General features: G+C 64.2%; 11 protein-coding genes. 6 read left to right on the forward strand and 5 right to left on the reverse strand.

Features of this window, described 5'->3' with window-relative positions; all coding sequences use genetic code 11:
- Positions 1-77: 77 nt before the first annotated feature.
- From PSEEN_RS09805 to PSEEN_RS09815, 3 genes are read left to right on the forward strand one after another with little or no spacing between them, the layout of a single operon-like run.
- A complete protein-coding gene (locus tag PSEEN_RS09805) occupies positions 78-731 on the forward strand; it encodes an STN domain-containing protein (protein ID WP_231845300.1) in 654 nt (217 codons plus the stop codon).
- On the forward strand, positions 728-1,270 hold the full coding sequence (locus PSEEN_RS09810) for an RNA polymerase sigma factor (protein WP_011533340.1): 543 nt from the start codon (positions 728-730) through the stop codon (positions 1,268-1,270). The genes PSEEN_RS09805 and PSEEN_RS09810 overlap by 4 nt, the downstream gene beginning before the upstream one ends.
- A 29-nt stretch (positions 1,271-1,299) precedes the next feature.
- Positions 1,300-2,202 carry a FecR family protein gene (locus PSEEN_RS09815; protein ID WP_011533341.1) on the forward strand — a complete coding sequence of 301 codons (903 nt, stop codon included), beginning with the start codon at positions 1,300-1,302 and terminating at the stop codon, positions 2,200-2,202.
- Here the strand turns inward: PSEEN_RS09815 and PSEEN_RS09820 are convergent.
- Positions 2,195-2,791 (reverse strand): type II secretion system protein GspJ, encoded by a 597-nt coding sequence (locus PSEEN_RS09820; RefSeq protein ID WP_011533342.1) that lies wholly within the window; start codon positions 2,789-2,791, stop codon positions 2,195-2,197. The two genes, PSEEN_RS09815 and PSEEN_RS09820, sit on opposite strands and share 8 nt — an antisense overlap.
- Positions 2,788-3,222 (reverse strand): GspH/FimT family pseudopilin, encoded by a 435-nt coding sequence (locus PSEEN_RS09825; RefSeq protein ID WP_011533343.1) that lies wholly within the window; start codon positions 3,220-3,222, stop codon positions 2,788-2,790. Before PSEEN_RS09825 ends, PSEEN_RS09820 begins: the two co-directional genes overlap by 4 nt.
- A gap of 116 nt (positions 3,223-3,338) precedes the next feature.
- Between PSEEN_RS09825 and PSEEN_RS09830 the strand changes: the two genes are divergently transcribed.
- The 3 genes from PSEEN_RS09830 to PSEEN_RS09840 all read left to right on the forward strand — a co-directional run bounded on the left by PSEEN_RS09830 (position 3,339) and on the right by PSEEN_RS09840 (position 9,315).
- On the forward strand, positions 3,339-3,785 hold the full coding sequence (locus PSEEN_RS09830) for a type II secretion system protein N (RefSeq protein ID WP_011533344.1): 447 nt from the start codon (positions 3,339-3,341) through the stop codon (positions 3,783-3,785).
- Positions 3,786-4,010: 225 nt separating this feature from the next.
- Positions 4,011-8,702 (forward strand): RHS repeat-associated core domain-containing protein, encoded by a 4,692-nt coding sequence (locus PSEEN_RS09835; RefSeq protein WP_011533345.1) that lies wholly within the window; start codon positions 4,011-4,013, stop codon positions 8,700-8,702.
- 10 nt (positions 8,703-8,712) lie between these two features.
- Entirely contained in the window at positions 8,713-9,315 is a 603-nt protein-coding gene (locus tag PSEEN_RS09840) for a hypothetical protein (RefSeq protein WP_011533346.1), read from the forward strand.
- Between the two features lie 83 nt (positions 9,316-9,398).
- On the opposite strand, the gene PSEEN_RS09845 is transcribed toward PSEEN_RS09840, so the two are convergent.
- From PSEEN_RS09845 to PSEEN_RS09855, 3 genes are all read right to left on the reverse strand, one after another.
- Positions 9,399-11,078, reverse strand: coding sequence for an alpha-keto acid decarboxylase family protein (locus PSEEN_RS09845; protein ID WP_044487944.1), 1,680 nt, complete (start codon positions 11,076-11,078; stop codon positions 9,399-9,401).
- Complete coding sequence (locus tag PSEEN_RS09850) at positions 11,075-12,820, reverse strand: flavin monoamine oxidase family protein (RefSeq protein WP_044487947.1); 1,746 nt, start codon at positions 12,818-12,820, stop codon at positions 11,075-11,077. Before PSEEN_RS09850 ends, PSEEN_RS09845 begins: the two co-directional genes overlap by 4 nt.
- A 214-nt stretch (positions 12,821-13,034) precedes the next feature.
- Complete coding sequence (locus PSEEN_RS09855) at positions 13,035-13,811, reverse strand: hypothetical protein (RefSeq protein ID WP_044487949.1); 777 nt, start codon at positions 13,809-13,811, stop codon at positions 13,035-13,037.
- Between the last annotated feature and the right edge of the window lie 3 nt (positions 13,812-13,814).

Consider the following 13,814-nt stretch of genomic DNA (forward strand, 5'->3'; position numbering starts at 1 on the left):
GTCACCACAGCGTCATGCACAAGCCCCAGGATGACGTTTCCCCGGCAGCGGCGGCCAGCAAGGAGGCCCGTTCATCCGTGCGTGCATTGCGTGTGGCCGGCCTGTTGGCCCTGGCCTGGCTGCTGGTTGCGCTGCCTGCGCGCAGCCAGGTGTTGTTGGCCTTGGATATCCCGGCACAGCCTCTGAACCTCGCCCTGGACAGCTTCGCTCGGCAGAGTGGCCTGGCGGTGCTGGTCGACCGGGCGCTGCTGGCCGGGCAACGCTCAAGCCCGATGCAGGGGCGTTACGCCGCGCGGGAAGGCCTGCAGCGTCTGTTGCAAGGCACCGGCTTGCAAGCTCACTACAGCGGGGCGGGCGGTTTCACCTTGCAGCCAGTGCGCCAGGAAAGGGGAACGGGAAGGGCACGCGGCAACACGACAACAACGGTGGGCCACAGTTATGCCCTGGCATTGCAACAAGCGGTGGAGCAGGCCTTGTGCAGCTCCGCCCTGACCCGCCCCGGCAGCTACCGGGCGGCCGTGCAGGTGTGGATCGACGCAGGTGGCCAACTGGTGCAGAGCCGGTTGCTGGCCTCGACCGGCGATTTCACCCGCGATGCCGAGCTGGTCGAACGTTTGCGCGCGGTGCGCCTGCAACGCCCACCGCCGACATCCCTGGCGCAGCCGGTCACCCTGCTGTTGCGCCCGGTACCTATGGATTGCCCTTTATCGCAAGGAGCTGCGGCGGCATGAACACACCTCGGGACAGTGCGTTGCTCAAGCTGTTTCTGAATTCCTACGACGTCCTCAGGTTACGCCTGAAGCGTCGGTTCGGTTGCGATGACCTGGCCCACGATGTGCTTCAGGAAACCTACCTGCGGGTCGACCGCATGGAGGCGGTGCACAACTTGCAGAAGCCGGACGCCTATCTGTACCGCATGGCCCTTAATGTCGCCGCCGACCGCCGCGAGGCCGACGCACGGCTGCTGACCGGCACCGAGATCGAAGCCCTGCTGCAAGTGGCCGAGGACCAGGACCCGGCGCGCATCGTCGGTGGCCAGCGCGAGATTCAGAACCTGCTGGGGGCGCTCTACGAGCTGCCAGCCAGGCGCCGCAGAATCTTCATCGCTGCGCGTCTGGAGGAGGCTTCGCACCTGGAGATCTCCCAGCGCTTCGGCATTTCCACGCGCACCGTTGAAAAAGAGCTCAAGGCCGCGTTGGGGCATTGTGCGATGCGCCTGGACAGAAAAGCCTTCCAGCGCTTCGGTCCAGGGGCGGGAAAACCGTCTTGATCAATAGTCGACCCTTTCATGTGAGCACCATGCCCCAGATTTCGCCCGATCCCGACTTGCAGCGCCAGGCCCAGGAATGGCTCGTGCGGCTGACCTCTGGCCAGGCCACGGAGGCCGATGCCCAGGCCCTGCGGCAATGGTGCGCGCGCAGCCCAGCACATGCCGAAGCCTTTGCCCAGGCACGTCGCTTGTGGCAGTTGCTGGCGCCTGCCGCACGCCAGGCCAACCAGGTAATGCCGCTGCTTGGTCGGCGAGCCTTGCTCGGTGGCGCGGTGGCGGCCACGGCGGCGTTCGCGGCCTGGAACACCGGCCTGTTGGGCAAACTTGATGCTCAGCCGGCGGCCTTCGAAACGGCGTTGGGCGAGCAGCGCCGCGTCGAGCTGGCACCGGGGATCGACCTGGAAATGAATGTACGTACCCGTGTCAGCCGCCAGGCACACGGCATCGCCTTGCTGGGGGGCGAGATCGAGGTGTTCGCCCGCCACGCTGTGCAGGTGCGCGCGGGCGAGGGGGTGATCAGTGCCGAACAGGCGCGGTTCAATGTGCGCGAAGACGACGACGGTGTCTGTGTCACCTGCCTGAGCGGTGAGTTGCGCATCACGGCGTTGGGGCGTGTCGAAGCCTTGCCAGGCGGGCGTCAGCTACGTTTTGGCGCTCGCCAGATCGGCGAGCCCCAAGCGTTCGACGCCAGCCAGGTGATGGCCTGGCGCGAGCGCATGCTGGTGTTCAACGACGCACCGTTGGCCCAGGTGATCGACGAGATCAACCGCTACCGCCCCGGGCGCCTGCTGCTGCTCAATCCGTCCCTGGGGCGGCGCCGGGTACAGGCACGCCTGAGCTTCGAGCAATTGCCCCAGGCCGCCGAGCTGATTCGCGCCGCCTACGGTGCTCGCTGCCTGGAGTTGCCCGGCGGCGTGGTGCTGGTCAGTTGAAGGGGCCCAGCACCTGGCGGTAATGCTCCTCGCCCTGGGGGCCGCGCCAGGCCAGGCGCACTTCGAGGCCGGCAGGGTTGTCCTGGGGCTGGCTCCCCGGTACCTGCCAACCGCCCTTGGCCTGCCAGCCGCGCAGGCTGAAACGCGTCACGTTGGCCAGTACCGCCGTCGCCGCCTTTGGCGCTGGCAGCGGGTAACGGTCACTTGCTGGCGCCGCGGCGCGATACAGGGTACCGCCGCGTACATACCAGCGCACGCGTTGCAGGCCGCTGCCCGGCACGGCGCCGTTGCGGATCAGCTCTAGGCGGTCGGTGCGGGCACGCAAGGCAGGCAGCAGCGGTTTGTCGGGCGGCTCGCGCCCCGGCAGGGACGGTTCGGCCAGCTCCACGGTCGCGCGCAGTGCCAGGTCGCGCTCCAGTTGCTGGAACACCCGCAGCACCGCCTGGCTGTCCTCGCTGGCCTGGCGTATGTGGCGGTCGGCGCGGCTGACGCTGTCCAGCCCGCGCCAGGCGATCAGGCTGACCACCGCCATCAGCAGGATGGCGATCATCACTTCGATCAGGGTGAAGCCTTGGGCGCGGTGCTTCATGGCTGGCTCACCCTGACCTGCCCGGCGCCCGTGCGCGTCAGTTGCACCGTGGCCTGGCCGCTGCGCAGGCGCAGGCTGAGGGGTGTCGTGACCCATTCGCCCTCCAGCCACAGCGGGCCGCGTGGCTCGACCTGTACCTTGACTGCATCGGCCTGCCAGCGTCGTGGCTGCAACGGCCCCTCTGCGAGCATCTGTCCGTCGGCCCGGACGAAGCGATAGCCGCCCGCTTCGTTTTTCCAGCGCAGGGGCTGGCCGTCGGCCTGGGCTTCGCTTTGCGCCAGCTCCAGCAGGTGCGCCAGGCGTTCGCCGTCGGCGCGCAGGCGCTTGCCGGGGTCGGGGCGGATGTTCAGGCTGATGGCGGCGCTGGCGATCCCGACGATCACCAGCACTACCATCAGCTCGATCAGGGTGAAACCGCGTTGTCCATTCACAGAATCGCTCCTTGTCCTGCAAGGCAGCATGCCCGACGAAGATGATCGCGATGTGAAACAAAACCGTGAGAATTGGCCGTTATGCTCGGGCACAGGTACATAAGGAGCACGTGACCATGCAGATCGCTCGCTTCACCGTTTCCCCCAACCTGTTGCTGCAAGGGCTGGGTGTGTTGGCCGCGGTCGCCGTTGCACTCACCTGGGCCAGCGTGATGCTGCAGTCGGCCCCGCCGGCAAGCTCGGTCGAGCCCAGTTCCACGCAGGCCATGGGCGATGTGCCCGCCGCCCGTTGGTTCGCCGATATCCCCGTGCAGGTGGACATCAAGGTCAGCGGGGTGATGGCGGGTAGCCAGGGCGCCGTGGCCATCGTCAGCCTGGACGGTGGCCCGGCCCGTGCGGTGCGCAGTGGCGAGGAGCTGGCCCGTGGCGTGCGGCTGGTCGCCATCGAGGCTGATGGCTTGCTGATTGAGCGTGCAGGCCAGCGCAGCCGTGTCGAGGTGCCGGTACTGGCGCGCACATCGTTCTGGAGCAACGACTATCTGAACTCGAAAAGCGAACTATAGTTGCCACGCCCCCTGTAACGCCCCACCCGTTTTAATGATTGGCGCTCACCTGTCGCAGGGCAAGCATGGATTCGCCCATGACCAGCCAGGTTTGCGCGGTGAGCTACCGGGGACTGTTTGCGCTCCCTCGTTTGCCGGAAGGGGCATGGATTGAACAACAAGAGGGACAAGGATGTTTGTCTCAGCCAATCGTAACCGCTCGAGCCTGCGCCATGAGGTGCCGGGATGACCGAGTCCGCCAGGAAGCGCGAACCGCAGGTCGCCGTCGCCCCGCTCAACACTATCGATCTCAAGGACGTTGGCCGTGGCGCCGCCGCCTTTGACGCCTGGCTGCAGTCGGCCAGCGGCGGCTATGTCACCCTCGAACGGGTCAAGACCGTGGCTGGCGCGCTGCCGGTGGTGGGCAACATCATGGCACTGGTCGATGCCCTGGGAGACGTGGTCACCCTGGTCAAGAGCAAGAACCGCCAACTGCTCGACTGGGTCAGCTTGGGCATCAATCTGATCGGCGTGCTACCGGCGCCGCCGACCATGGCCGCAGCGCGCATGAGCCTGCGCCCAACCCTGTCCCTGGTGCGCCAGGAACTGCGCAACAGCGCCAAAATGCTGTTGGGTGACTCGCTGATCCAGGTGCTGATCGGCCATCTCAATGCCACCATTGCCGGGACCATCGACGACTTCGTGGCCAAGGCCCAGCCGAAGATCGCCGGCATTCTGGCCGACGCTGGCGCACTAGGCACCAAAATGACTAATGAGATCGCCATCGGCCTTGAGAAAGTGGTCAAGGGCCAGCTCGACGCCAAGGGTGACCGCGCTGCCGCGAGGCAGCAGATGTCCGCCGCCGCCGACAAGTTGCTCAACGACCCAAAGGCCGCCTTCAGCAACTTCTTCGGTGCCGTGCACAGTGCCTACAAGGCCGCCGGCAAGGGGCTGGCCAACAGCACCACCAGCAAGCTGTTGCCGGATCAGATCAAAGCCAAGGTATTGGCCAACACCAGCCAGCTGCGCGCCCTGGGGCCGGAGATGGCCCGGCAGTTCGCCAAGCTGGCCGACCCGGCAGCGCAGATGAGCATCGGCTGGATGCTGACGGTGCTGGGCGGGGCGGTGAAGGGGTTCCGCAAACGCAACAGGAACGGGCAACCAGGTGTGAGCAAGCCGGGGGCGACCACGCAGGTGGCGCGGGAGAAGGGCAAGGGGGAGTTGGCGGCTATCAGTACTCAGGCCAAGGCGATCCAGACGCCTTGTCCCTGCGATAAAAGAAAGCGGCCTGCGCTACCCTCGATACCCAAGTCGACTACAGGGCGCAGCATCAGCTTTGCCCTGGGGTCGGAGTTCATTATCCACGCTGATTTCAGCCTGCCTGGCGCATTTCCCATTCACTGGCAGCGCTTCTACCACTCGCGGCAGGCGAATTATGACCTGGGCAGCCTTGGCGCCCGCTGGGTCAATGAGTTCACCACGCGTATTGATGTGCTTGGCAAAGGCTTGCTGTTCCATGACTACGATGGCCGTAGCCATGAATTTGAACTGCCCCAAGTAGGCAAGTCGCTGTTCAACGCCATCGAGGACTTGCTGCTGGTACGCAGCAGCGACGATGAGCTGGTGATCTGCCGTGGCTTCGTGCGCAAGGAGTATTACCTGCGCGTGGGCGACCGTTACTACCTGCGCAAGATCCTGCTGCAGAACGACGCCGGCTGCATGCTGCACTACGAGCATCACCACGAAGGGCGTCCAGTGCTGTCGGACATCATCACCTTCCAGGGCGATGTGAAAGACGTCCTGCGCCACCTGGGCACGCTGATCGACGAACAGGGCCATATTACCGGCCTGTGGGAAATGCGCGATGGTCAGCCACTGCGTCAGCTGTGTGCCTACCACTACGATGATCAGGGGGATTTGGTCGCCACCCAGGACGAGCATGGCGCCGCCTGGCACTACCAGTACCAGAATCACTTGGTGACCCGTTACACCGACCGTACCGGTCGTGGGATGAACCTGCAGTGGGATGGCAGTGCATTCGATGCCAAGGCGATTCGCGAGTGGGCCGATGATGGCAGTTACGATACGCGCCTGGAATGGGACGAGAACATTCGCCTCACCTACGTCACCGACGCCCACGGCCAGGAGACCTGGTACTACTACGACATCCTTGGCCACCTGTACCGTGTGCGGCATCCGGACGAGCGCTCGGAGTGGATTTTCCGTGACGAGCGCAAGAGCGTGGTGCGCCATGTACACGCCGACGGCAGTGAGGACCGCTACGACTATGACGAACAAGGCAGTGTCATTCGCCATATCCGCGCCGATCACAGCCAGGTCCATATCGCTTATGACGACCGTCGCCGTCCGATCAAGATCCGCGACGCCGAAGGCGGCTTGTGGCTGCGGGACTATGACCAGAAGGGCAACCTGGTCGAGACCACCGACCCGTTAGGCAACAAGACCGAGTTCGCCTACACACCGTCTGGGCTGGTCAAGGCGATCAAGGACGCCAACGGTAACGAGAAAAAGCTGGCCTACAACGCGGCGGATCAGCTGATCGAGTACACCGACTGCTCGGGCAAGACCAGTCAATGGGCATACGACGCCTTCGGTCAGTTGGTGCTGTTCACCGATGCGGCGGGTAATAAGACAGCTTACGAGTACAAAACCGGCCAACTGGCAAAAGTCATCCACCCGGACGCCACTGAAGAGCGTTTCGAGCGCGATGCTGAAGGTCGTCTGCTGGCTCACGTCGACGCGTTGGACCGTTGCACCACCTGGGCCTACAACGCTGTGGGCCTGCTCGCCGAGCGGGTGGATGCCAATGAACACACGCTGCGTTATCGCTGGGACAAACTGGGCCGCCTGATCGGCCTGGAAAACGAGAACGAGAGCAAGGCCAACTTCCTCTATGACCCGGTCGGGCGCTTGCTGCAAGAGCAAGGCTTCGATGGCTTGGTGACGCGTTACCAGTACGATCCTGATACGGGCCGGCTGGCCAGCACCCAGGTCGGTCAGCGCCGCATCGATATCACCTTCGACCCGGTGGGGCGTCTGATTTCACGTGCGGCCAGCTTGGGTGACCAACGTCAGGAGGAGACCTTCGCTTACGACGGCAACGGCAACCTGATCCAGGCGGTCAACGCGGCCAGCAAGCTGCAATGGTTCCATGATGAGGCGGGCAACCTGACCCGCGAGCACCAGTACTACCTCGGTACCGAGGTGCCGATGGTTGCGGTGTGGCAGCACGAGTACGACGCACTGAACCTGCGCACAGCGACGATCCGCCCGGATGGTCACAAGGTCAGCGTGCTCACCTACGGCAGCGGCCACGTGCTCGGCATGACCCTCGACCAGCATGAATTGCTCGCCTACGAGCGCGATGACCTGCACCGTGAAGTAGTGCGCCATCAGGGCAACCAGCTGATGCAAACCCAGGCCTGGGACCCGGCGGGGCGCCTGCAAGAGCAACTGCTGGGCAGCCATGATGGTCAGTCCACCTTGCTCAAGCGCCAATACCAATACGATGCCGTGGGCCAGCTGACCGATATCCACGACACCCGCCGTGGCCTCCTGGCCTATCAGTACGATCCCGTTGGCCGCTTGCTGCAAGCCACCAGCCGCCTTGGCGTGGAGACCTTTGCTTTCGACCCGGCCGGCAACCTGCTGGATGACAAGACCCAGGAACTCAATCGTCCGCTGGAAAGCGATCCGCGGCGCAACAAGCTGATGGACAACCTGCTGCGTGAATACGCCGGGACCCATTACCAGTACGACGACCGTGGCAACCTGATCTATCGCCTGCACAACGGCGACAAGGCCCACCTGGCCTGGGACCTGTTCGACCGCCTGACGCGTTATGACGATGACAGGCTCACGGTGGTGTACAGCTACGATGCCTTGGGCCGCCGTCTGCACAAGCACTCCACCGCGCATCACCAGGATGATCCGCGGGCCGGCAGTGGCTGGAACCAGATGCAGCGGGCCAAGCGCCAGCGCGAACTGGGTTGCGGTTACAGCTTGTATGGTTGGGATGGCGACAATCTCGCCTTGGAAAGCTCGCCGCCGCAGGACGAGGGTGAAACCGGGCGCACCGTGCATTACCTGTACGAACCGGGCAGTTTCGTGCCGGTTGCCCAGGCTATACGCAAGCAGCCGATCCGCTTGCTACGCCAACCGGACTGGAGCGACCGGGAATACGATTTCGATCAGGACCCGCTGTGGCAGCACGAGGTCAAACCACAGCCGATCGACGCCATTGCCTGGTACCAGTGCGACCACCTCGGCACGCCGATGGAACTGACCGACCACAATGGCGAATTGGCGTGGACGGCGCAGTACAGGGCGTGGGGGGAGATCAAGGAAGCCCGTTCGGAGTGGGCCAAACAGAATGGCCTGAACAACCCGATTCGCTTCCAGGGGCAGTACCACGACCATGAGACCGGGCTGCATTACAATCGCTATCGGTACTATGATCCTAACGCGGGTCGGTTTATCAGCCAGGACCCAATCAGCTACGCAGGTGGGTTGAACCTCTTTGCCTACACCCCCAACCCCATCTATTGGTATGACTCCCTGGGCCTTGAGCCCACTCCTTTGCACAGACCGGGATACTCGGTCTATGGCCTGTATAACCCAGGTCAGAAGGAGCCATTCTATGTGGGGCATACGGTTCAGGACCCCGTCGACCGAGAGCAGCAGCACAGGCAGAATCAACGGCTTGGCAAAGGGGAGCTGAGGGTCATCGAGAGTGACTTGACCTACACCCAGGCGAAGGGGAAGGAACAGTTCTATGTCGAGAAGTATGAGACTAAAACGGGTTTTCCCGGGAACGTCATCCAGCCAATTGATAAGTCCAGAACTGACGAGCGCGGGCTCTCGCATATCGCGGAGTATGAAAAGGCCAAGCAGGGAGCCCTTCAGTGTGGGCATTAAGGATGCAGAGATGAAGCGAGTGAATAAAAGTATTGCCCCTGGGGACCTGTTCTGTATTCCCGCGCTGAGCAAGGAGGGGGAAGGTTTTGTGGTCGCCCGATTCATTGATGTGGTTTCGGGCAATGCTGGGTATTTGATCGAGGTTTTCAAGAAGTTCTACAAGGCGCTGCCGGGGAGTTTGGCAGATGTCGATGTCAGTGAGCGTCTATTCCGGCCCGTGCTCTGCTCGTTCAATTTCACCGACATTCCTCGGTGGAGGGTCTTGTTCCAGGATGCTGCATACGAGAAAGCCCAATCTTGCTTCGCGGATATCGTTCTGGAGTTTGTGCCGTATCTCTGGGTCGGTGGAGAGAAACGCCCCAAGGGCAGCGTGGCAGAGGGTAAAGGGTTAGAGCCCTCGGTGTGTTGGCGCACGCTGCATGTGATCTTCAGGGTGAATGCGCACCTGGCAGGCATCTTCAAGCAGGACGAACCCTACGACTACCATCGTTTGCCGGCCGAAATGCGGGTTGATGACGATGCTGCTGTCCAGGCTGTGATTGAGCTTGCGGAGTCAGTGGAGCAGGCGCTGGCCATGAAGGAAGCTGCCTGGAAGAAAACGGCCAAGGCATGAGCAGCCCCTGGCCACTTACTCCGCCGTGATGAAAAGCCGCTTTCATCGTTGTGAAAGCGGCTTTTCAGGTCAATCGCAAAGGGCTAGCTCACCGTCGCCAGTCGCTTGATCTGCTCGGCCAGGTCCTTCTCGGCGATCTTCACCTCCACCAGCACCGGCCGGCCCACGACCACCAGCAACTGCGGCAGCAACTGCTCCAGTTGGTCCACTGTTTCCACCCGGTACCCCAACGCGCCATAGCCTGTGGCCAGTGCCGTGTAGTCCAGCGCGGGCAGGGTATCGAACGGCGCGAACTCACCGCCTGGGGTAAACGCCTTGGGATCGACGAACGCCTGCTCGATCGCGTACACCTGGTTGCTCATCACGAACACCACGGCATTGACCTGGTTGCGTGCCAACGCCGCCAGCGACTGGCTGACCATCATGAAGCCGCCGTCGCCGGCCACCACCACCGGGCGGCGGCCGCTGCCCAGCGCCACGCCCAGGGCGCAGCCGGTCTCGTGGCCGAGCGAGCCCCAGATGGCGTCGGAGATGAAGCTGCCGCGGGGCATGCCGTTGATGTTGCTGGCCACGTACAGCGACGAGCTTTCACCCAGGATCAGCGTGCTGCTTTGCCACAGCCGGTGTTCCTGGGCGAAGCTCACCAGGCTGTCGAAGAAGCTCGCGTAGCTCAGCGCGCAGGGTACCGCGCCGCTGCCCAGCAGCGGGCGCGAGGCGGCGAGGGCCATGCCCTGGCGGGGGAACTGGGTGTCCACCTTCAGGGCCTTGAGCAGCGCGTCGACGTAGTCCGGCAGGCGCACGTTGGGGTAGTTGTCGTCGCCAGCGCGGGCCAGCTCGCAGTTCACCTGGACGATCTGGCCGTAGCGCGCGTTCAACAGGTCGAGGTAGTCGTCGGTGAAGATCACGCCGATGGCCAGGATGCAGTCGCAAGTATCCACCTGCGCCGAGGTTTCCGGGCGCGAGGCGGGGCCGGCGTAGGTGCCGATGAACGGCGCCTGGCTTTCGTCGAGCACGGTCTTGGCGTCGAGGGTGGTAGAGAAGGGCAGGCCGCAACTGTCGATCAGGCGTTGCACGGCATCCTGCAGGCCATAGCGGATCACCTCCACGCCCAGCAGTACCAGTGGCTGGCGCGCCGTGGCCAGGCGCTCAACAGTGGCGTCGACCAATTCCTGCAGGGCCTGCGGGTTGGACGGGCGCGGGGCCGGGGTCAGCTGGCCGTGGGGCCGGCTGACTGCTTCGCCCCAGATGTCCTGGTAGGCCTCCAGATAAATGGGTTGGCGATGGGTGAGTGCGGCGATCAGGGCGTTGTCGATCTGCCAGGGTGCGCGGTGCGGGTCGGACAGAATCTCGCAGGCCACGGTCACTTGTTCCAGCACGTTGCGGTCGGCCTCGAAGTCGCCGGTGGAGTGGTGGAACAGCACGTTCTGGCTGTTGGCCTTGAGGCGGTCTTTGGTCGAGGGGCTCGCGGAAATCACCACCACCGGGTTGCGCTCCACAAACGCGCCGGCGATGGCGTTCACCGCGCTGAAGGTGCCTACGCCATATTGCAGCGACACGGCACCCAGGCCATGTACCCGGGCGTAGCCATCGGCGCTGTAGGCGGCGCCCATCTCGTAGATTTCGCCCACGGCGTCGATACCGTCGAAGGCCTCCAGTGCGCTCATGAAGTTCGAGCAATAGTCCCCAGGCACCTGGAACACCTTCTCCAGGCCGAGTTGCTTGAGCCGGGTGAGCAGGTAGTCGGCCACGGTGAATTTCGTCATGGCTTGATCCCCGCACAGATGTTCTGGGTGATGCCGTCGAGTACTTGCGCAGGATGTGCGGGCATGGGCGGCTTGCTGTAGTCGATTTCCTCCGGTGCCGGAGTCGGCAGCAGTTGGTAGCTGGCCGGCAGCCAGCTTGGGCGCGGCAGCTCGAAGAACTCTTGCAGGGCGGACTCGGCGGTGGTCAGCGCGCCTTCGACCCAGCCCTGGCCGTAGGAGTAGGCCTCGCCGACGATGAACACCTGCTGGTCTTTCACCGGGTGGCGCATCTTCTGGATGATCAGGTCCACGCGGTAGTTGGCCTTCCACTCGTGCCAGCCACCGCCGTACGGGTCGGCGTCCCAGGCGTGGTAGACGGCCGAATACGGTGCCGGCAGCTCCACCTGTGCATGCAGCTGGGTGACCTGGCGCTGGGCGATGCGCACCATCTCGTCACTGATCTGGAACTGCGTGCGCGGCACCACCGCGTCGTTGGCGATGCGGCCTTCGAGGCTGCGCGGGGTGTAGCCGACGAACTCGGGGCCGTCTTCCAGGCCTTTCCAGAACGGTACGGTGCCGATGTCGTTGTAGGAGGCCATCAGCAGCGAGTTGAAGGTCTGCTCGCCGCCCGGCTGATCGCACTCGGTGCCCATGTAGTAGCACTGGCGGATCGGCAGGTCGGTGACCGAACGCCCGGCGACCAGGCCGAGGTTGCGCCACCAGGGTTGCTCGTAGGCCAGGAACAGCTTGAACGCCGACTGCACCAGCACCGACTTCAGGTTGTCCTTGAGCCAGGGGTCGTCGAACAGCGGCGAGTCGATCAGCTCCAGCGAGCGACGCGGCAGGGCGAGGATCACCTGGCGGGCCTCCACGATGTCCTCGCCTTCGAGGTCGTGGGTCTTGCCGTTGATGGTCTCGGTGTGGCGCAGGTGCAAGCGGTAGGGGTATTCGCTGTTGCCGCTGTAGCTCAGGGCGGCCAGGCGGCGGTTCATCTGGATGCGCTGGTCGCCGGGCACCAGCCCGCCGGCGTGCTCGACGAAGCGCTGGGCGAGGGTCAGCGGCAGGCTCTGGAAGCCATCCTTGAGCGTGCGGAACTCGGTGGCGTCGCTGTATTCGGTAGCGGGCAGCTGGGTCACGGCACTGGCGTTGGCGACGTTGGCGTCATAGCCGCCGGCGTCCTTCATGAACTGGTAGCCCTCGTTGCTCAGCACGCGGTAGAGCAAGTCCCAGAAGCCGTAGCGCCAGATCGGCTTGCCGAACACCTGCACTTGCATCTGCTCGGCCAGGCTCAGCTTGTCGAAGCCGGGGTAGATGCTGTTCATCACGTTGACCTGGAGGTCTTCGGGGTTGTAGCCGCGTTCGGTCCAGCCCAGGTCGTAGGGGATCTTGTGCGGCGCCTCGACGAAGTCGCGGAAACGGAAGCGCTGGCCGCGCAGGTAGAACAGGTTGTCCTTGGCGCCGATCTGGTCCTGCTCGTTGCCCATGGGGAAGTCTTTGCTCGGCAGGCCCAGGTGCTGCACCAGGGTGTCGACCATCACATGGCCGTCGGCCCCGGGCATGTAGCGCATGCCGCCAACCTCGGCGACCACGTTGGGCAGGCCGGGCAGGTTGATGCTGAACAGGCGCCCGCCGATGCGATCACCGTATTCGAAGAGCTGGATGCGTTGGTGGGTGCCGTGGGCCTGTTGCAGGCGCCAGGCGCTGTAGGTACCGGAGACACCGCCGCCGATGATGGCGACGTCCAGGGGGTGGTTGTGGCTCATCGCAAATTCCCTTTTGTTGTGTGTGGGCAAGGAAATCCATGTGACGAGCCAGTATTGTCGAGGTTTGCCGGAATGCCAGTTTGCCATCACCGATTGTTGGGGCGGGCCATCTCCCATTGATTTGGCAAAACCTCCGTAGGAGCGGCTTCAGCCGTGATCACCCGCGCAGCGGGTGCCAGGCAGCGCGTTGTCGGCATCGCGGCTGAAGCCGCTCCTACAGAGGGCGCTGTTTCTTGCGTGACAGCGCCGCCAGCCCGACAGTCAGCACTACCGCCAGCCCCATGGCCAGGCTGATGGTCACGGCCACCCCCAGCCGCTCCAGCAACCCCGCCATCGCCAGGTAGAACGCAATCACCCCCACCGCCCCGATGGCATTGCCCCGCACCATCGCCGCCATCCCGGCGCGCCCGCCCTGCACATGGGCGAACACCACCAGCGGCCAGGCAATCACCGGGATCGGCGCCAGCATGCCGCTGGTCGCCGGGCCCAGCCAGCTGGCCAGGCTGGTGGTGATCATCAGCAGCGAGGTGGCGGACACCATCCGCAGGGGAATCTCCCAGTACCGGTGTCGGGGGCGGGCGAGCGTATCGGGTGTGGGCTCGCGACCACTGGCGCGGATCAGCACGGCAATCAGCAGCAACGCCACCGCAATCGACAGGTACAGGCTGCCCCAGTGGGTAAAGGCGTAGGCCGCCAGCCCGTAGAACAGGATTGCCAATGCCACCGCCGGGGCAATGCCGACCTTGCGCGTGGCGAACAGGTAGAACGTGTAGGTGGCCTGCACGGCCGCCAAACCGCCCAGCGCGCCGGGCACCGCGCCCAGGGCGAAGCCCGTGCCTTGCTCCAGGCACAGGAAGGTCATCACCAGGGCCGAGGTGATCGGCAGCCCGGACAGCAACCCACCCAGCAGGCCACCCCAGCGCCGCGAGGCAAGGGAGATGGCCCACATCAACAGCGGGGTGACGAGGAGTTTCAGGTAGAAGAGGGTCATTGC

Origin of the sequence: Pseudomonas entomophila L48 (assembly GCF_000026105.1) — a bacterium.
Classification (GTDB): domain Bacteria; phylum Pseudomonadota; class Gammaproteobacteria; order Pseudomonadales; family Pseudomonadaceae; genus Aquipseudomonas; species Aquipseudomonas entomophila.